The 17,338-nt window shown below is 63.2% G+C and carries 16 protein-coding genes; 11 read left to right on the forward strand and 5 right to left on the reverse strand.

Annotation, left to right across the window (positions count from 1 at the left end; genetic code table 11):
* Positions 1–267 precede the first annotated feature (267 nt).
* Positions 268–1,263 carry a protein-methionine-sulfoxide reductase catalytic subunit MsrP gene (msrP, locus tag BX592_RS27345; protein WP_134196416.1) on the forward strand — a complete coding sequence of 332 codons (996 nt, stop codon included), beginning with the start codon at positions 268–270 and terminating at the stop codon, positions 1,261–1,263.
* Positions 1,264–1,275: 12 nt separating this feature from the next.
* A complete protein-coding gene (gene msrQ / locus BX592_RS27350) occupies positions 1,276–2,010 on the forward strand; it encodes a protein-methionine-sulfoxide reductase heme-binding subunit MsrQ (protein ID WP_134196417.1) in 735 nt (244 codons plus the stop codon).
* A gap of 94 nt (positions 2,011–2,104) precedes the next feature.
* Here msrQ and lysA read toward each other — a convergent pair whose 3' ends face one another.
* Both lysA and lptM read right to left on the reverse strand, forming a co-directional pair.
* Entirely contained in the window at positions 2,105–3,367 is a 1,263-nt protein-coding gene (gene lysA, locus BX592_RS27355) for a diaminopimelate decarboxylase (protein WP_134196418.1), read from the reverse strand.
* A 9-nt stretch (positions 3,368–3,376) separates the two neighbouring features.
* Positions 3,377–3,694, reverse strand: coding sequence for an LPS translocon maturation chaperone LptM (gene lptM / locus BX592_RS27360; RefSeq protein ID WP_134196419.1), 318 nt, complete (start codon positions 3,692–3,694; stop codon positions 3,377–3,379).
* 36 nt (positions 3,695–3,730) lie between these two features.
* Here lptM and cyaY point away from each other — a divergent pair, with 36 nt between their 5' ends.
* Positions 3,731–4,048, forward strand: coding sequence for an iron donor protein CyaY (gene cyaY / locus BX592_RS27365; protein WP_134196420.1), 318 nt, complete (start codon positions 3,731–3,733; stop codon positions 4,046–4,048).
* Positions 4,049–4,251: 203 nt separating this feature from the next.
* Here cyaY and BX592_RS27370 read toward each other — a convergent pair whose 3' ends face one another.
* Positions 4,252–6,651, reverse strand: a complete 2,400-nt coding sequence (locus BX592_RS27370; protein ID WP_134196421.1) for a penicillin-binding protein 1A — start codon at positions 6,649–6,651, stop codon at positions 4,252–4,254.
* Between the two features lie 330 nt (positions 6,652–6,981).
* On the opposite strand from BX592_RS27370, the gene pilM reads away from it, so the two are divergent.
* The 7 genes from pilM to BX592_RS27405 all read left to right on the forward strand — a co-directional run bounded on the left by pilM (position 6,982) and on the right by BX592_RS27405 (position 14,368).
* Complete coding sequence (pilM, locus tag BX592_RS27375) at positions 6,982–7,983, forward strand: type IV pilus biogenesis protein PilM (protein ID WP_134196422.1); 1,002 nt, start codon at positions 6,982–6,984, stop codon at positions 7,981–7,983.
* On the forward strand, positions 7,980–8,675 hold the full coding sequence (locus BX592_RS27380; RefSeq protein ID WP_134196423.1) for a fimbrial assembly protein: 696 nt from the start codon (positions 7,980–7,982) through the stop codon (positions 8,673–8,675). The genes pilM and BX592_RS27380 overlap by 4 nt, the downstream gene beginning before the upstream one ends.
* Positions 8,672–9,616, forward strand: a complete 945-nt coding sequence (locus tag BX592_RS27385; RefSeq protein ID WP_134196424.1) for a hypothetical protein — start codon at positions 8,672–8,674, stop codon at positions 9,614–9,616. The genes BX592_RS27380 and BX592_RS27385 overlap by 4 nt, the downstream gene beginning before the upstream one ends.
* The gene (locus BX592_RS27390; RefSeq protein WP_134196425.1) at positions 9,613–11,265 is read left to right on the forward strand and encodes a type IV pilus secretin PilQ; all 1,653 of its coding nucleotides are present in this window, start codon (positions 9,613–9,615) and stop codon (positions 11,263–11,265) included. The genes BX592_RS27385 and BX592_RS27390 overlap by 4 nt, the downstream gene beginning before the upstream one ends.
* A gap of 95 nt (positions 11,266–11,360) precedes the next feature.
* Positions 11,361–11,912 (forward strand): shikimate kinase, encoded by a 552-nt coding sequence (locus BX592_RS27395; protein WP_134196426.1) that lies wholly within the window; start codon positions 11,361–11,363, stop codon positions 11,910–11,912.
* A gap of 20 nt (positions 11,913–11,932) precedes the next feature.
* Entirely contained in the window at positions 11,933–13,009 is a 1,077-nt protein-coding gene (aroB, locus tag BX592_RS27400) for a 3-dehydroquinate synthase (protein WP_134196427.1), read from the forward strand.
* Between the two features lie 183 nt (positions 13,010–13,192).
* Positions 13,193–14,368, forward strand: a complete 1,176-nt coding sequence (locus tag BX592_RS27405) for a deoxyguanosinetriphosphate triphosphohydrolase (RefSeq protein ID WP_243849758.1) — start codon at positions 13,193–13,195, stop codon at positions 14,366–14,368.
* A 252-nt stretch (positions 14,369–14,620) separates the two neighbouring features.
* On the opposite strand, the gene BX592_RS27410 is transcribed toward BX592_RS27405, so the two are convergent.
* Positions 14,621–14,998: an ElaB/YgaM/YqjD family protein gene (locus BX592_RS27410; protein WP_134196429.1), complete on the reverse strand. Its 378-nt coding sequence runs from the start codon at positions 14,996–14,998 to the stop codon at positions 14,621–14,623.
* Positions 14,999–15,416: 418 nt separating this feature from the next.
* Positions 15,417–16,142 carry an OmpW/AlkL family protein gene (locus BX592_RS27415; RefSeq protein ID WP_134196430.1) on the reverse strand — a complete coding sequence of 242 codons (726 nt, stop codon included), beginning with the start codon at positions 16,140–16,142 and terminating at the stop codon, positions 15,417–15,419.
* Between the two features lie 185 nt (positions 16,143–16,327).
* On the opposite strand from BX592_RS27415, the gene BX592_RS27420 reads away from it, so the two are divergent.
* Positions 16,328–17,035 carry a transposase gene (locus BX592_RS27420; protein WP_134196431.1) on the forward strand — a complete coding sequence of 236 codons (708 nt, stop codon included), beginning with the start codon at positions 16,328–16,330 and terminating at the stop codon, positions 17,033–17,035.
* The last annotated feature ends 303 nt before the right edge of the window (positions 17,036–17,338 follow it).

The following is a 17,338-nucleotide window of genomic DNA, read 5'->3' on the forward strand; positions in this document are numbered from 1 at the left end:
CGCGTGGTGGGCGCTGACGGGCCTGCTGGTCACGACGTTCGCATTCCTCGGCGTGAACATGTTCCTGTCCGGGCTGCATAGTTACGGAAAGCTGTAATATCCGCCGTTCGAGTCCGACAAATAACCGCCGCGTGCAATGCACCGGCGGTTTTTTTATGGTCAAACGGGATGATTTCGGAATTCGTTTCGTTTGCTACAACAGAAGCAGTGAGACCACGCGTCGAACATCATTGAGCGCGCCCGGCGAGGCACGCAAGGAGTAGCAACATGAGGATCAAGCGTACTGACACTTCACGCCTGGCCGGCGACGATATTCCGCGCAGCGAGATCACGCCGCAGCGGGTATTCGAGAACCGCCGACGTATCCTGCAGGCGGCGGGTGCCGCGGCGCTCGGCGGTCTGATCGGGGTGCCGGGCGAGGCGTTCGCGACGTACTCGTCACCGGACCCGAAAGCGCAGAAGCTTGCCGCGACGACGAACCCGAAATTCGTCGTGATCGACAAGACGACGCCATACAAGGACATCACCACGTATAACAACTTCTACGAGTTCGGCACCGACAAGTCCGACCCGTCACGCAACGCCGGCACGCTGCGGCCGCGCCCGTGGAAGTTGAGCGTCGAGGGCGAGGTGAAGAATCCGAAGGTCTACGATATCGATGAGTTGCTAAAGCTCGCGCCGCTGGAAGAGCGTGTTTACCGGCACCGCTGCGTCGAAGGCTGGTCGATGGTGATTCCGTGGATCGGCGTGCCGCTGGCGGATCTGATCAAGCGCGCGCAGCCAACCGGCAACGCGAAGTACGTGCAATTCATCACGCTCGACGACCCGTCGCAAATGCCCGGCTTGTCGGACCCGATTCTGAACTGGCCGTATTCGGAAGGCCTGCGGATGGACGAAGCGATGAATCCGCTGACGCTGCTGACGATGGGCCTGTACGGCGAGGTGCTGCCGAACCAGAACGGCGCGCCGGTGCGGATTGTGGTGCCGTGGAAATACGGCTTCAAGAGCGCGAAATCGCTGGTGAAGATCCGCTTTGTCGACAAACAGCCGCCGACCAGCTGGAACGCTTATGCGCCGAACGAATACGGCTTCTATTCGAACGTGAACCCGAACGTCGACCACCCGCGCTGGAGCCAGGCGACCGAACGGCGCATCGGCGAAGACGGCTTTTTCACGCCAAAGCGCAAGACCTTGATGTTCAACGGCTACGGCGATCTGGTCGCGTCGATGTATCAGGGCATGGACCTGAAGAAGTACTTCTAGGCGGGGACGCAGATGGCAACCGATACGCAAACGGCATCCGCGGACGGCGCGCAGCGCTCGACCGCCGCAGCACGCAGCGCCGTCGGCGTCGGCTCTGCAAGCGCGAAGAAACGGCCGGCCGCGGCGAGCGGCCCGCGCTGGGTCGTACCGGCCAGGATCGCGGTGTTTATCGCGGCACTGTATCCGCTCGGACGGCTGGTGCTATTCGGCTTCACCGATCAACTGAGCGCGAACCCGATCGAGTTCATCACGCGCTCGACCGGCTTGTGGACGCTGGTGTTTCTTTGCATCACGCTGTCTGTCACGCCGTTACGCAGGCTGACGGGTATCAACGCGCTACTGCGGTTCCGACGGATGGTCGGTCTTTATGCGTTCTTCTACGGCGCACTGCACTTCACGACGTACTTCTGGTTCGACAAATGGTTCGACGTTGCCGAGATTCTGAAAGATATCGGTAAGCGCCCGTTTATCACGGTCGGATTTGCCGCGTTCGTGCTGCTGATTCCACTGGCGGTTACATCGACGAAGGGGATGGCGCGCAGACTTGGCCGTCGCTGGCAGATGCTGCACCGCGCGATCTATCTGATTGCCGCGCTGGCGATTCTGCACTTCTGGTGGATGAAGGCGGGCAAGCATGATCTGATCTTGCCGAAAATCTATGGCGCGATCGTGATTGCGCTGCTTGGGTGGCGGCTGATTGTGTGGGCGCGCGGCCGAATGGAGCGGCGTCAGGCGGTGCGACGCTGATTTACCTGGTCGGGTATCGACTCGGCGCCCGCGGGCGTTTGATAGGCGGCGTGGCGCGTGTGTGACCGTGCCACACGCTCACGCCTTCCCAGCTTCAATCAGGTAACCGCGATTCGCCGGCGAACAGCTGCGTGACCTCTTCACGCGCGCGAATCAGATGCACGGTGTCACCATCGACCATTACTTCCGCGGCACGCGGGCGCGTGTTGTAGTTCGAGCTCATTACGAAGCCGTACGCGCCCGCCGAGCGGATCGCAAGCAGATCGCCCGGTTCCGCGGCCAGTTCCCGTTCGCGGCCGAGCCAGTCGCCGCTTTCGCAAACGGGACCGACCACGTCGTACACCTGCTTCGGCGCGGAGCGCGCCACCACCGGCTCGATCGAGTGGTACGCGTTGTACATCGCCGGGCGTGCAAGGTCGTTCATCGCGGCGTCGACGATCAGAAAGTTCTTCTCGATGCCGGGCTTCAGGAACTCGACACGCGTCAACAGGATGCCCGCGTTGCCGACGAGCGAGCGGCCGGGCTCGAAATAGACGTCCCGATGACCGTGCCCGCGCGCGTCGATACGATCGAGCACGGTGCGCACGAACACGTCGATTTCCGGTGGCGTTTCGTCGTCGTAGGTGATTCCGAGGCCGCCACCGACATCGATGTGGCGAATCTTTACGCCATCGGCCTCGATCTGCTCGACGAGCTCCAGTAGACGATCGACCGCATCGAGGTAAGGCGAGACCTCGGTGATTTGCGAACCGATGTGGCAATCGATGCCGACCACCTCGAGGTGCGGCATCGCCGCGGCCGCCCGATAGGTCGCACGCGCGTCATCGAACGCGACACCGAACTTGTTCGACTTGAGGCCGGTGGAGATATACGGATGCGTTTTCGCATCGACATCCGGATTCACGCGCAGTGACACCGGCGCCCGCTTGCCGATCGCGCCCGCTACCTCATTCAGGCGGTCCAGTTCCGGAATCGACTCGACGTTGAAGCATTTCACGCCCGCGACGAGCGCGTCGCGCATTTCGGCGGCGCTCTTGCCGATGCCCGAAAAGACGGTGTTCTCCGCCTTGCCTCCCGCCGCTAGCACCCGCGCGAGCTCGCCGCCCGACACGATGTCGAAGCCGGCGTTCATGCGCGCGAACACGTTCAGCACCGCGAGATTGCTATTCGCTTTCACGGCGACATGGACGCTCGCGCGACGACCCGCGCATGCGCCCGCATAGGCTTGCCATGCGGCCGTCAGCGCGGCGCGCGAGTAGACGTAGAGCGGAGTGCCGAAGCGCTCGGCGAGCGATACGGCGGACACGCGTTCGGCGTGCAGGACGCCGTCAACGTGGGCGAAGACTGATCGAGTCATGCGAAGGTCTTATTGAGCTTGAGGAACGTCGGATGCGGGACGTTGCGGCATCGGCGTGGCGGTGCCGCTCGCGGGCGTCTGCATGGTGTCGTCCGGCGACAACGCAAACGGTTCGCCCGATGTGTCCGGAATGCTCGACGATGCGGTTTCCGGACTGGGTTTCACATCTTCGGGCGACGGCGGTTGCGTCTGTTGCTGCGGTTTTGGCGGCAGCGGCGGAACGGTAGGCAGATAGAGCGGGCCGCGTTGCCCGCAACCGGTGAGCGCGCCCGCTGCGAGAATGGACAAAGCCGCTACAATCGCGCTCATCCGGGATACGGCTCGCATGACAGTCCCTGTATAACGAATCCGCTGGAGTTTAGCATGTCCGATACTGATTACCTGGCTCGTGCAGAAGGTGTGCTGGCGGCGGTTGAGCGTGCGCTCGACTATACCGACGCCGATATCGAGTTCGAACGCAGCGGCAATGTGCTGACGCTCGAATTTGCGAACGACACGAAGATCATCGTGAACCTGCAGCCGCCGATGCACGAAATCTGGATTGCCGCGAAGTCGGGCGGGTATCACTTCCGTTTCGTCGACGATGCATGGCGCGATACGCGTAACGGCACTGAGTTCTTCTCCGCATTGTCGGACTACGCGACGCAGCAGGCGGGCGAGCCGGTGCGGATTACGCCTTGAACCGCAGGTGAAAGCGGCGCGGTGATGTAATGGCCGCGTGCGCCGGTGCGTGTGCGGTTGCACATGTGGGTGCGTCTGCGCATGCGTGTGGTCGGCCGTCGATGCGCGTCAATGGCGCGCTAAAGCTCGCCGTCGCCTTCGCCGGCGGCTGCCGCTAGCGTCGGCGAGCGCCGGCTAGTGCCGCGAGCGCTCGCCATTCTTCGCTAATGCCCGCGGAACAGGTTCATGATGTCCTGCTTCTCCTGTTCTCCGACCTGTTCCGGCGCGCCTTGCGTGCCGCTCGCTTCCTCGCCCGGCTGCGGCAGCGAAACACCGACCGCCGCGACGAAGCCGTTGCCCGGCGTAAAGCCATCGAGATACAACTCATCGCCGATCGTAACGACGCCACTGGGCATCGGCATCTTGTATTCGGGCACGCCTTTGAGCGCGCGGCCCATGTAGTCGATCCACACCGGCAGTGCGAGCCCGCCGCCGGTTTCCTTGTCGCCGAGGCTGCGCGGGTTGTCGTAGCCGATCCATGCGATCGCGGTGAGCGTGTGCTGGTAGCCGGCGAACCACGCGTCGCGTGAGTCGTTGGTGGTGCCGGTTTTCCCCGACAGGTCGGTGCGCTTCAATACGTTCGATTTCGCGCCAGTGCCGCGTTGCGCGACGCTTTGCAGCAGGCTGTTCATCACATACGCATTGCGCGGATCGATCGCGTGCGGCGCGCTTTGTCCGGCAACGAGCGGCTGCGCGTGCGCGACAACGACGCCGCGCTGATCGGTGACTTCCGCGATCAGATAGGGGTTGATCCGGTAGCCACCATTCGCGAACACCGAGTACGCGCCCGCCATCTGCAACGGCGTGACGAGGCCCGCGCCGAGCGCCATCGGCAGATATGCGGGGTGGCGATCTGCGTCGAAGCCGAATTGCGTGATGTAACGCTGTGCGTATTTAGTGCCGATGTGGTTCAGGATGCGAATCGACACCATGTTCTTGGACTTTTGCAGCGCGGTGCGCATCGTCATCGGGCCGTCGAAGCCGCCGCCGTAGTTTTTCGGTTCCCACGCCTGGCCACCGGTCTCGGCCGCGCTGAAAAAGAGCGGTGCATCGTTGATGATGGTTGCGGGTCCGAGACCTTTCTCGAGCGACGCCGAATAGATGAATGGCTTGAAGCTCGAACCGGGCTGGCGCCATGCCTGCGTCACGTGGTTGAACTTGTTCTTGTTGAAGTCAAACCCGCCGACTAGCGCGCGAATCGCGCCGTCCTGCGGCACGATCGATACAAATGCGCCCTCCACTTGCGGCAACTGCGTGATCGACCAGTCGCCGTCGGCATTCTTGACGACACGCACAATCGCCCCCGGCCTGATCCGCTGGTTCGGCTGTGCGCGCGCGTTCAGCGCAGACGCCGCATAGCGCAGCCCATCGCCGCTGACCGTCACGGAGTTGCCGCCGATCAGTGTGGCCTGCACCTGTTTCGGGTTCGCCGATGTCACGACCGCCGCGAAAATGTCGCCATTGTCCGGATGCTCGAGGAGCGCGTCGTCGATGGCCTGCTCGCGGTCGTCCGGGTCGCCGGGCAGGTCGATGAAGGCCTCCGGGCCGCGGTAGCCGTGCCGGCGCTCGTAGTCCAGCAGACCTTTACGCAACGCGCGATACGCGACGTCCTGATCGGCGGAGTCGATTGTGGTGACCACGTTCAGACCACGCGTGTAGGCCTCCTCGCGATATTGCGCGTACATCATCTGCCGGACCATCTCCGCGACGTACTCCGCATGCACGCTGAATTCCTTGCCGGCGCCCTTGACGACGAGCGGCTGGCGCACCGCATCGTCGTACTGCTGCTGCGTGATGTAGCGCAGTTCGAGCATGCGTTGCAGGATGTATTCTTGGCGAACCTTCGCCCGCTTCGGATTGACGACCGGGTTATACGCGGACGGCGCCTTCGGCAGCCCGGCGAGCATCGCGGACTCAGCGAGCGTGAGGTCTTTCAGATCCTTGCCGAAGTACACGCGCGCGGCGCTTGCAAAACCGTACGCGCGTTGGCCGAGGTAGATCTGATTCATGTAGACCTCGAGAATCTGATCTTTCGACAGCTTCGACTCGATCTTGTACGCGAGCAGCATTTCGTACACCTTGCGCGTGTACGTCTTCTCGCTCGACAGAAAGAAGTTGCGTGCGACCTGCATCGTGATCGTGCTTGCGCCCTGGGTTGCGTGGCCGTTCGTCAGCGCGACGAAGCCCGCGCGCAGGATGCCGGTCAGATCGACGCCGCCGTGATCGTAGAAGCGCGCATCCTCGATGGCCAGCACGGCCTTCTTCAGGTTGTCCGGCACGTCGCGTATGTGCACGATGTCGCGCCGTTCCTCGCCGAATTCACCGATCAGCACGTGATCGGCGGTATAGATACGCAGCGGCACCTTCGGTTGATAGTCGGTCAGCGCATCGAGCGACGGCAGGTTAGGCGTTGCGACGACGAGCGCGTAGCCGAGAACGAGCGCCACGCTCACGATGCCCGCGACGATAAGGCCTACGAAACCCAGGATAAGCGTGAGCCACAGCGGACGCCTGCGTTTGCGCGGCGCCGGCGGCGGGGACGAAGGACTTGAAGTTTGTTGCATATGACCACCAGAAACCAGTCCCGCGATTATAGCCGCGCACATCGAGAGCTTTCGATGCGCTTACATTGCGAGACACCCGTTACAGCCAGCGATGACGGCCAATGACAGCAGCCAACGACAGCTGTCAACGACAGCGGCAGACGCACGCGAGCTGCAACGGAAACGACATCACGGAATGACATCACTGTAGCGCCTCCAGCCGCGCCCGGGCACTTCTTCTGTTTGCGTTAGCCATTCGGCCGAATTTCGCAGAACGGATGGTCTGAGCACAATCCTCTCCGTTGTCCGCGTTCGAATGGGTTGTCCGCGGGTTGGTGAAAGGGAGGCAAGATGGCATTGAAAACTTCGTTGCAAATGGCGATGCGCCGGTTCGCGGCAGGCATCGACGTGAGTCCGCGGGCCGTGCGGCTCGTAGTGCTGAGCCGGCGCCCGCGCGGTGACGACACGCTGCGGATCGAGTGCGTCGCGTCGATGCCGCTGCGGCCCGGTGCGATGGCAGGCGCCGAGATTGTCGATCGGCAGGCGGTTTCGCATGCGCTGTACGAGCTGTTCGACAGCTTGCAGATCGAACGCGTGGTGGCGTCGTTGCCATGCGCGATGGCAATTCCCGGTTCGGCGACGCTCACCGCAAGCGTGCCGCTGCGTCAGCTCGTGCCGCTTTTGCGGCGCGGCGGGCCGTTATCGAAGGGCGAGGACGGCAGCGGCGATGCACTGGCAGTACTCGAGCCGGCGGTGCTGATCGAGGTGGAACGCATCGCCGGTATCGAGCGGCATGCGCTCGCGGTCGACTGGTATATCGACGAGTCGCCGTTGAACGAGGGTGAGGTAACGATCGCCGCCACTGCGCGACAGCATCTCGAAGCGCGCATCGAATGCGCGGCGATTGCCGGCATCTCGTTGACGTCGATCGACGGCGAACCGCACGCCGCGTTGCGGGCGATGCGTTACGCCGCGGCGATCGAACTCGAGTTGAACGACGAGTACCTGGCCATCTGGGTCGGCACCGACGGTGTCTATGGCTGGCGTATCGCTGAGGACGAGGTCGCTGCACATATGCGCTACCCGGCACCCGAGCACGGCAGTCTGGCCGATGCGCTGCGCGAACTCGGCGGCGGTAACGAACTCGCGTCGGTGCTCGTGTCCGGCGAAATCGATTTGCTCGACGGCGTCTCGTTGTCGCTTGCCGACATCGGCGACGTGCTCGGCTGCACGGTGCTGCCATTTCAGTGCGCGCTGCTTGGCCAGGCCGCGCATCCCGACGACGAGGAATTGCTGCGCGATCCCGCGTGTGCGGTCGCATTCGGCCTCGCGATACGCGGGGTTTACGAATGAAGTGGCTCACGTTGCGCTTCGGCGAAAGTCCCGCGCGGCGTGAGCGGCCGGTGTGGATAGGCGGATTCAATCTGCTGCCGCACCGGCAGCGCGCCGCGCGTCGCCAGCAGCGACGCCGCGTCATCGACGCGTTGGCCGCGGTGGCGCTCGGGTGCATCGCTGTACTTGCGCTGGCCGTCTGGCAGACCGTCGATCGCGCGCGGCTCGATGCGCAGCGCGTGTCATTCGAGCGGTCGCTCGCGCAATTGGCCGCACCGCTTGCCGAACACGCCCGGCTGACCCGTGACATCCATGATGCACGGACACGCGCCGCGCACGCGGCAACGTTCTCCGAACCACTCGCGCAGCTAGCGGCGCTGCTCGATGAGCTTGCTGCGGAGCCACGCGAACGAGTGCTGGTGCGGCAACTGCGGCATCGTGACCACGAAACGGAACTGTTCGCGCTCGCGGCAGATCATGCGGCGCCGGCGTCGTGGGTGAAGCGTTTGGGTGCGATCCGCGGAGTGAAGGACGCTGATGTCAAAGATCTGCGTCGCGCGACGCCTGCGCGCGGCGCCGTCGAAAACGCCAGCGATGCGATCGGGTTCTCGGCGCGCCTCTACTGGAACAGCTCACGTGAACTTGCGGCACGCAGGCCCGCGCCTGCTGCAGCACGTCCGGTACAAGGCGTCGACATGCGAGGTAACAAATGAGTGCAAGTATCACGGGCCGCTTCGGTGCGGCCAATCAACGAAAAACGCGCTGGCGCTGGGCGGACCTGCGCATCGCGCGTGGTGCGTCGAGCCCGCGCCGCCGGCTGCTGGTCTCGAGTGTGATCGCGGTGGCGACGTTTGTGTTGGGCGCCAACGCGTGGAATGCGGCGGATGTCGCAGGCGAGCGTGCGATGCGCACGGTAGTCGACGACACGCAACGCCGTTTCGACAGCGCGCAACGCGCAATCAGCGAACTGCCGGCACTGCGTGCGTCGGCGCGCGCAGCCAGTTCAATGCGCCTGGCAAGAGTGACCGAAAGCAGCGCCTCGACGGACGACGTGCGCATCGTGTCGCAACTCGCGGCGCGCGGCGGCATGACATTGATCTCGCTTGAGCCGGGTGCAGTAACGGGCGTTGGAATCGATGCAATGCGCCCGTTGCGTATGACCGCGCTTGCACACTTTTCGCAAGTGTTGGCCTTTGTGCGCGCGCTACCAAGCCTTCCGGTGCTGATCGTGCCAGACGAATTGCTGGTCAAACAAGCCAGCGACGCGCCGACAAGCGGTGGTTTGCTGTCAATCAGCGCGACATTGAATGTATTCGACGCGCTACGTCCGCTCGAGCAGCCCGCCGCCGCGGTACAGGACGATGCAGCCATCGACGATGACGAAGATTTCTTTCTCTACGATCCATTCTTGCGCCCGCCGCGACCTGACGCACCTGTAGCAGCCGCTGACAGCGCGGGCATTCGCCTCGTCGGTCTCCTATACGATCTCGCCCGCGGCCTCGGGCTCGTCGAAACGCCCGATGGCGAAACGATGCTTGAAGCCGGGCAGCGCCTGCGCGGCGAAAGCGTTGCGCGCATCGATGGATTCGGCGTCACGCTTGCGGCACGAGACGGCAGCGAGCATCGGCTGACGTTTGAGGAAACGGCGCAATGAACGCGCGATATCGGTTGAAGTACCGGTTGAGGTGCGCGACGGCCGCGGCGTCGATCGTAACGGCGGCAGCGCACGCGTCGCTGCCGCCGTTACCCGAGTCGATGCCGGACGACGACACGCTCGTGCGATATGGTGCGCCGCCGTTACCGCCGCTCCTGCGTACGGCATCTTCATTCGACGACGTGCGCAATCCGTTCACCGCGGATGCGCAAATCGACGAACGTGTGCCGGTCGACGTGGCGGCTGATCAGCGTGTGGCGCCATTCAACGGCGACGATGGATCACGGGCAATCGCAGCGGGCAGCGGCGAATCGACAATGCCGCGCGAGCCGACGCGCGCCGAGAGCCAGCAAGACACACTGGAAGGACCGCCGGTCCCGCTTGCTCCATTGGCAAGGCTCACTGATGCGCCGGTCGCATCCGCTGCCGACGGTCTACCGCCCGACCGGCCGATTTCGCTGAATTTCCGGCATGCGGAGCTTGGCGCCGTGCTGAACGCGTTCGCGCAATTCACCGGACTGAACATCATCGCGAGCGACAAGGCACGCGGTGCGGTCACGCTGCATCTCGACAAGGTGCCATGGCGCACCGCGTTCGATACGCTGCTTGACGTCAACGGGCTTGCGATGGAGCGTCGCGGCAACGTAATCTGGGTCGCGCCGCTTGCGGAACTCGCAGCGCGTGAACGGCTGCGTTTCGAGGCGCACGCACGCGGCGCCGATCTCGAACCGCTCGCGAGCCGGGCGTTCGAATTGCACTATGCGCACGCCGACGAAGTCCGCAAGATGCTGACCGGATCAGGCAACCAGCGCGTACTGTCCAAGCGCGGCTCGGTAATGGCCGATCCGCGTACGAATCTGCTCTTCATCACTGATCTGCACGCGCGTCTCGCGGAAATCGCGAAGCTGATCGATGCGATCGACCAGCCCACCCGTCAGGTGATGATCGAGGCGCGCATCGTCGAAGGCGAGCGGGGCTTTTCGCGCAACCTCGGAGTGAAGCTGTCGATGGCGACCACCAGTGAGGACGGGGCGGCGCGCGGCTTGACCGGCGGCAACGAAGGCGCGATTCACGACCTTTCCGCGCGGCCGATTTCCGGATTCGACGCGGCAACCGCCGGCCTGACGCTTTTCGCCGCGCGCGCAACGCGCCTGATCAACCTCGAGTTGAGTGCGCTCGAAGCGGAAGGGCGCGGGCAGATCGTGTCGAGTCCACGCGTCGTGACCGCGGACCGGATGAAAGCGATCGTTGAGCAAGGTACGGAGCTGCCGTATCAGGCCAAAGTCGGACAAGGCGTGTCTGGTGTGCAGTTTCGCCGCGCGAGCCTGAAACTCGAGGTGGAGCCGCAAATCACGCCGGACGGCCGCGTCGTGCTCGACCTCGACGTTGCGAAAGACAGCGTCGGCGAGCAGACCGCGGCCGGGCCGGCGATCAACACAAAACACGTGCAAACGCGCGTGCAGGTCGAGGACGGCGGCACGGTGTCGATCGGTGGCATCTATGAGACCGACGATCGCGACGATGTGACTCGCGTGCCGGTCCTGGGCAAAATACCGCTTTTGGGTGCGCTTTTTCGTCATCGCGCGCATCGCGACGCGCGCAGCGAGCTGGTCGTGTTCATTACGCCGACCGTTGTGCAGATGAATTGATGCGGGAAAGACCACGCCGGGCGCAGGCTCGACAAGCCGGCCGCTTTGACAGTAAGCTGCGCCACACACCAAACCGGATTAGCCAGAGGACACCGTTGCAAGCGCGGGACGCACACGCCAATGTTTTTTTCGTAGGGCTCATGGGAGCGGGCAAGACGACCGTGGGCCGCGCCGTGGCGCGGCGGCTCGATCGTCCGTTCTTCGATTCCGATCATGAGATCGAGGCACGCACGGGCGCCCGCATTCCGGTCATTTTCGAGCTCGAAGGCGAATCGGGGTTCCGCGAACGCGAAGTGCAGGTCATCGAAGAGCTGACCGGCCGCTCAGGCATCGTGCTCGCGACCGGTGGCGGCGCGATCCTGCGGCCCGAAAATCGCGATGCGTTGCGCAATCGCGGGCTGGTCGTCTATCTGCGCGCGAATCCGCACGATTTGTGGCTGCGTACCCGGCGCGACAAGAATCGCCCGCTGCTGCAAACTGAAGACCCCAAAGCGAAGCTCGAAGCATTGTATGAAGTGCGGGACCCGCTTTACCGCGAATGCGCGCACTTCGTGATTGAAACCGGACGTCCGTCGGTTAACGGCCTCGTCAACATGGTGCTGATGCAGCTCGAGATGGCGGGCGTCGGCAAACCCGCTGAGTCATAATTGCGAGCATGAGCACTTCCATGATTACCGTTAACGTCGATCTGGGCGAACGCGCCTATCCGATTCATATCGGCGCCGATCTGATCGGCAAAGCTGATCTGTTCGCGCCGCATATCGCGGGCTCATCGGTCACGATCGTCACGAACACGACGGTCGAGCCGCTGTACGGCGATGCGCTGCGTCGCGCGCTGGCGCCGCTCGGCAAGAACGTGTCGACCGTCGTGCTGCCGGATGGCGAAGCCTATAAGAACTGGGAAACCCTGAACCTGATCTTCGACGCGCTGCTCGGCGCGCGCGCGGATCGCAAAACCACGCTGATCGCGCTCGGCGGCGGCGTGATCGGCGACATGACCGGATTTGCTGCCGCGAGCTACATGCGTGGCGTGCCGTTTATCCAGGTGCCGACCACGCTGCTGTCGCAGGTCGATTCGTCGGTGGGCGGCAAGACGGGCATCAACCATCCGCTTGGCAAGAACATGATCGGCGCGTTCTATCAGCCGCAAGCGGTGATCGCCGATATCGGCGCGCTGCGCACGCTGCCGCCGCGCGAACTGGCAGCCGGCATCGCCGAAGTGATCAAGACAGGCGCGATTGCCGACGCGTCCTTCTTCGACTGGATCGAAGCGAATATCGACGCATTGAATCGCTGCGAGCCGCTGGCGCTTGCGGAAGCGGTCAAGCGGTCGTGCGAGATCAAGGCGTCGGTCGTCGCGGCGGACGAACGCGAAGGCGGTCTTCGTGCGATTCTCAACTTCGGCCATACGTTTGGCCATGCAATCGAAGCGGGCCTTGGCTATGGCGAATGGCTGCACGGCGAGGCGGTCGGTTGCGGGATGGTGATGGCCGCGGATCTGTCGGTGCGGCTGGGTCATCTCGACGACGCTGCGCGCGCGCGCCTCGTTGCGCTCGTCAAGGCTGCGCATTTGCCGACACGCGCGCCGGCGCTCGGCGCCGCTCGTTACGTGGATTTGATGCGTGTCGACAAGAAAGCGGAAGCCGGCGAGATTAAATTCATCCTGCTCAAACGTTTTGGCGAGACGCTGATCACGCGTGCGCCCGACGACGCAGTGAACGCGACGCTCGCAGCAAGCGTCTAAGCGCCGAACGCGCCGCGCGCCGGCCGACGGTACATCGACGTGTGCGCCTACCCGTCGACAACACAGGGCGCACGGTTTTGAGCACGCCGTCGCGTACGTCAACGATTGCACAGCCGTTTGCCCTGGATTCCGGAGAGGCCGGTGACCGAAAAACTCAGCGACAATCCGCTCGAAGCGCTTCATGTGTCCGACACTGCGCCGCGACACGCGGTGACGCTGCCATCGGTCGCCGCGCTCGACGCGCACCTTGCACCGTATGCCGCGCATTCCGCGCAGTCCCGCGGCCGCCGCCATCCCGAAGCGCCGCCGAGCGCGCGCACCGAGTTTCAGAGGGATCGCGACCGCATCGTCCACTCAACCGCATTCCGGCGGCTCGAGTACAAGACGCAGGTATTCGTCAATCATGAAGGCGACCTGTTCCGCACGCGGCTCACGCATAGTCTCGAAGTCGCACAGATTGCGAGGTCGGTTGCGCGCAACTTGCGCGTGAACGAGGACCTGGTCGAAGCGATCTCGCTCGCACACGACCTTGGCCACACGCCTTTCGGTCACGCGGGGCAGGACGCGCTCAACGACTGCATGCGCGATCACGGCGGCTTCGAGCACAATCTGCAAAGCCTCGCGGTGGTCGACGAACTGGAAGAGCACTACGGCGCGTTCAATGGCCTGAACCTCTGCTTCGAAACGCGCGAAGGTATCCTGAAGCACTGTTCTCGGGAAAACGCGCGGCGGCTCGGCGCGCTCGGCGAGCGCTTCCTGCAAGGGCGGCAACCGTCGATCGAAGCGCAGATCGCCAATCTCGCAGACGAAATCGCCTATAACAACCACGACGTCGACGATGGGCTGCGTTCCGGGTTGATCACGTTCGAACAGCTCGCCGATGTCGAGCTATGGCGCGTGCACTACGATGCGGCACGCGCTGAATATCCGCAAATCGAAGGGCGTCGGCTAGTTCACGAGACCGTGCGGCGCATCATCAACACGTTGATCGTCGATCTGATCGATACGACAATGCGCAACCTGATGCGGCATGCGCCACGCTCACTCGACGACGTGCGCGCAGCGCCGCCGCTCGTCGCGCACAGCGAAGCGGTGTCCGCTCAAGCGACGGTGCTCAAGCGCTTCCTGTTCAAGAACCTGTACCGGCACTACCGCGTGATGCGCATGGCCAACAAGGCGCGCCGCGTCGTAACGGGCCTGTTCAACGCATTCAGCGAAGATGCGCGGCTGCTGCCGCCGAATTACCAATCGGCGGACCCGCAGGTGCAAGCCCGTCTCATCGCGCATTACATCGCGGGCATGACCGACCGCTATGCGCTGAAGGAGTATCGGCGGCTGTTTGTCGTCGATGACAATTGACGCGCGCTGGCGCGCAACAGCGCAGTAGCGGAGCAGCGTACAGCGGCGATGCAATACGCGCCAACACGTCAACGGCACGCGCCAGCGCGCATCGACAAACGTCAACAGCACGGCGGCGCGCCCGACGCAGCGCGCGAGTGTGCCGCGCCCGACACATCGCGACGAGCGGTCCGGAAGAACTCGCAAGCCGGACGCCAAGCCCATCCCGCTCAACATCCGGCGCGTCACGCAAGTAATGTCAGCGCATCGGCATCAATGTCGATGCGACAGCAGCGCTCCGGCAACCACCGCAAGCGCGGCAACGACCGCGATGGTCCGCCATGGGTTTTCATGCACGTAGTCGTCCGCACCGGCTAACGCGTCTTGCGCGCGCTCGCGCATCACCGTGCGCGTGTCGTTGAGTCGCTCACGCGCATCGTCCAGGCGCTTGCGCACCTGGTTGCGCAGCGCGGCCGCGTCGGCCTGGGTGCCGTCGCCGAGTGTGGTTTCAAGTTCGGCAATCAGCGTGCGCAGCTCGCTCGCGATGTCTTCCGCAGCGTGGCGGCTGTGACGCGCAATACGGCGCGCACGACGCCCGGTCGTCGTCCAGGATTCGCCAATCGCATCTCGCGTATTCGGTAGTGCAGTCATGGTCGCTCCGATGATGGTTTGATGGATGTCTCCGCTGCCTGATGCGGTAAAGCGGTAAATTCAACCCGACGCAACTTCGGTGCCTGGCGCGCGAAGTCGTTGCGCGTACGGCGAAGTGCAGCGTATCGCATGCTGCCGCGCGGGACAAACGATCATCAGATGACGAGGCCGGCGTCACACGCGCGACACATCGCCGCACGCACGCGTGTGATCCGCTGCCACTCGACGGATATCGCGCGCCGCCATCACAAGCAGCAGAATTTTCAGCGACAGCCACTGCGGAGCGTCAAAATTACAATGCTTGCACGGTTAACTGCATGCGCCGCGAGATCGCGACGTGCGATTGCGCAAAAACGAAAACGCCGTTGCGCATCGCGCGACGGCGTTGTCCAAGCCCGAAAAACTCGACTAACCTAGGTTAGAAGCGATAGCCGACGCTTAGCAGCGTGACGATCGGGTTTAGTCGAATCTTGGTTTGCGATTGCACGTTGAGCGTACCGACCGGCGTTTGCGCGGCGGTATTCAGCTTCGCGGTGGTGCTGACCGGCAGATACGAAATCGAGAAGCCCGCGAACCAGTGTTCGGTGAACGCGTAGGTGAAGCCAGCATTAAACACAGGTGCCCACGAACTATCCGTGTCGACTGTGGTCGGACCATGCAGTACGCCCTGTTCGAACGTGCCGTTCGTGATGTGCGCATCGGTGAACCAGACACGGCTGACACCGATGCCAACGTACGGACGGAACTTCGACTGTGGTGCGAGGAAGTAGTACTTAAGCAGTAGCGCGGGGCTCCACTGTTTTGCCTGGCCAAGCTTGCCGAACTGTGCGAGCGATCCAGTGCCTTCGATATCGAAGGTCGGTGGAACGCCAATGTCGAACTGGGTGGCGATATGGTCGGTGATGAAGTAGCCCGCAGTGAAGCCAACGGTGTCGGCAGAGCTGATTTTGGCGCCTGTATTTGGAACCGTGATGTTCACGGGCGTGCCGCCGACATTTGTCTCCTTCAACGGATCACTACTGGACTGAGGCGCAAGATGGAACCAGCCTGTCGTGACGTAAAAGCTTCCGGCCGTTTGAGCGTGAGCGGCAGTCGATATGCATGCGAATGCAACGGCCCCCGTGATCGCTTGTTTTAATTTCATATGTGCCCCTCCTGAAAGGCCCGCACATTATGACCACAGCGTTTGAAACAAACCATACGCGTCGGCTAGAGCATTCACTCTGGGCGGCGCGCGGTTTCTGGCTCAGGCCCGCCGCGCGGAACGCCGCGCCGGGGGCGCCTGTCGGACCTTCGGGTATCTACCAACGCGAATTTGGATAATCCAGCATGGCACGGCTTGCACGTCTTTATGTTCCTGACCAGCCGCAACACGTGATCCTGCGCGGACTCGACCAGCAGCCCGCGTTTGTCGACGACCAGGACTACGAACTCTTCATCGATTGTCTGAAGGCGGCTTCACGCGATCATCACCTCGCGGTTCATGCGTATGCGCTGATGCCAGGCGCAGTGCAACTGCTCGTCACACCGACCGACGAGTCGAGCCTGCCGAAGGCGATGCAGGCGGTGGGCCGACGTTACGTCGCGCACTTCAACCGGCGGTACTCGCGACGCGGTACGTTGTGGGAAGGGCGATACCGCGCAACGGTAATCGAGGGCGAGCGCTACTTTCTGCTCGCAAGCCGGGTCGTCGAAATGTCGCCGGTGCGCAGCCAGCTGGTTGGCACGCCCGAGGACTACCGATGGTCGAGTTACCGGCATCACATCGGCCTCACGCTCGACAGCCTGATCACCGATCATCCGTTGTACTGGTCGCTCGGCAATACGCCGTTCGAGCGGCAGCGCGCGTATCGCGAACTATGCGAACAGCCGCTCGATGAACGCGAAGCCAGTCAGTTGCAGCAGGCGACACTCAAAGGCTGGGTGCTCGGCAGCGACTCGTACCGCGAATGGGCGGCGCGCGCAGCGAACCGTCGCGTTTCGCCGTTGCCGCGCGGCCGGCCGCGCAAAGTCCGCGAGACACCGCAAACCCAGTGAGCCTGCCATGACGCGGCAATTAACCATTTAGCATCAAGGGTTTGCAAAAAACGGCATGTTCGCATGCCGTTTTCTTTTGCCTGCATTTGATATGGAACCAATTAATCTAATGCGCAATGCACCATTGTGATAATTGGGGTTCTATCACCATGTTTTGTTTGCTATTTCATTGATTCGTCGCGTATATTCCGAATTCCGGTGAGCCGGGGCGCGCACGCGTACCTCGGTGTCCGTGCGGTTGCAGCGGAGTTCCCCACCCGCTACGGCAACCCGAAACGGTAAGCAGACGATTTAACGGCCGCC

The sequence above is a fragment of the Paraburkholderia rhizosphaerae genome (assembly GCF_004366595.1).
Taxonomy (GTDB): Bacteria; Pseudomonadota; Gammaproteobacteria; order Burkholderiales; family Burkholderiaceae; genus Paraburkholderia; species Paraburkholderia rhizosphaerae.

Coding starts and splice junctions, on each gene's coding strand:
- BX592_RS27380 (WP_134196423.1), top strand. CDS start 7,980: ATGAAGTGGCTCACGTTGCGCTTCGGCGAAAGTCCCGCGCGGCGTGAG.
- BX592_RS27410 (WP_134196429.1), bottom strand. CDS start 14,998: ATGACTGCACTACCGAATACGCGAGATGCGATTGGCGAATCCTGGACG.
- msrP (WP_134196416.1), top strand. CDS start 268: ATGAGGATCAAGCGTACTGACACTTCACGCCTGGCCGGCGACGATATT.
- lysA (WP_134196418.1), bottom strand. CDS start 3,367: ATGACTCGATCAGTCTTCGCCCACGTTGACGGCGTCCTGCACGCCGAA.
- lptM (WP_134196419.1), bottom strand. CDS start 3,694: ATGCGAGCCGTATCCCGGATGAGCGCGATTGTAGCGGCTTTGTCCATT.
- cyaY (WP_134196420.1), top strand. CDS start 3,731: ATGTCCGATACTGATTACCTGGCTCGTGCAGAAGGTGTGCTGGCGGCG.
- aroB (WP_134196427.1), top strand. CDS start 11,933: ATGATTACCGTTAACGTCGATCTGGGCGAACGCGCCTATCCGATTCAT.
- BX592_RS27415 (WP_134196430.1), bottom strand. CDS start 16,142: ATGAAATTAAAACAAGCGATCACGGGGGCCGTTGCATTCGCATGCATA.
- pilM (WP_134196422.1), top strand. CDS start 6,982: ATGGCATTGAAAACTTCGTTGCAAATGGCGATGCGCCGGTTCGCGGCA.
- msrQ (WP_134196417.1), top strand. CDS start 1,276: ATGGCAACCGATACGCAAACGGCATCCGCGGACGGCGCGCAGCGCTCG.
- BX592_RS27420 (WP_134196431.1), top strand. CDS start 16,328: ATGGCACGGCTTGCACGTCTTTATGTTCCTGACCAGCCGCAACACGTG.
- BX592_RS27385 (WP_134196424.1), top strand. CDS start 8,672: ATGAGTGCAAGTATCACGGGCCGCTTCGGTGCGGCCAATCAACGAAAA.
- BX592_RS27370 (WP_134196421.1), bottom strand. CDS start 6,651: ATGCAACAAACTTCAAGTCCTTCGTCCCCGCCGCCGGCGCCGCGCAAA.
- BX592_RS27390 (WP_134196425.1), top strand. CDS start 9,613: ATGAACGCGCGATATCGGTTGAAGTACCGGTTGAGGTGCGCGACGGCC.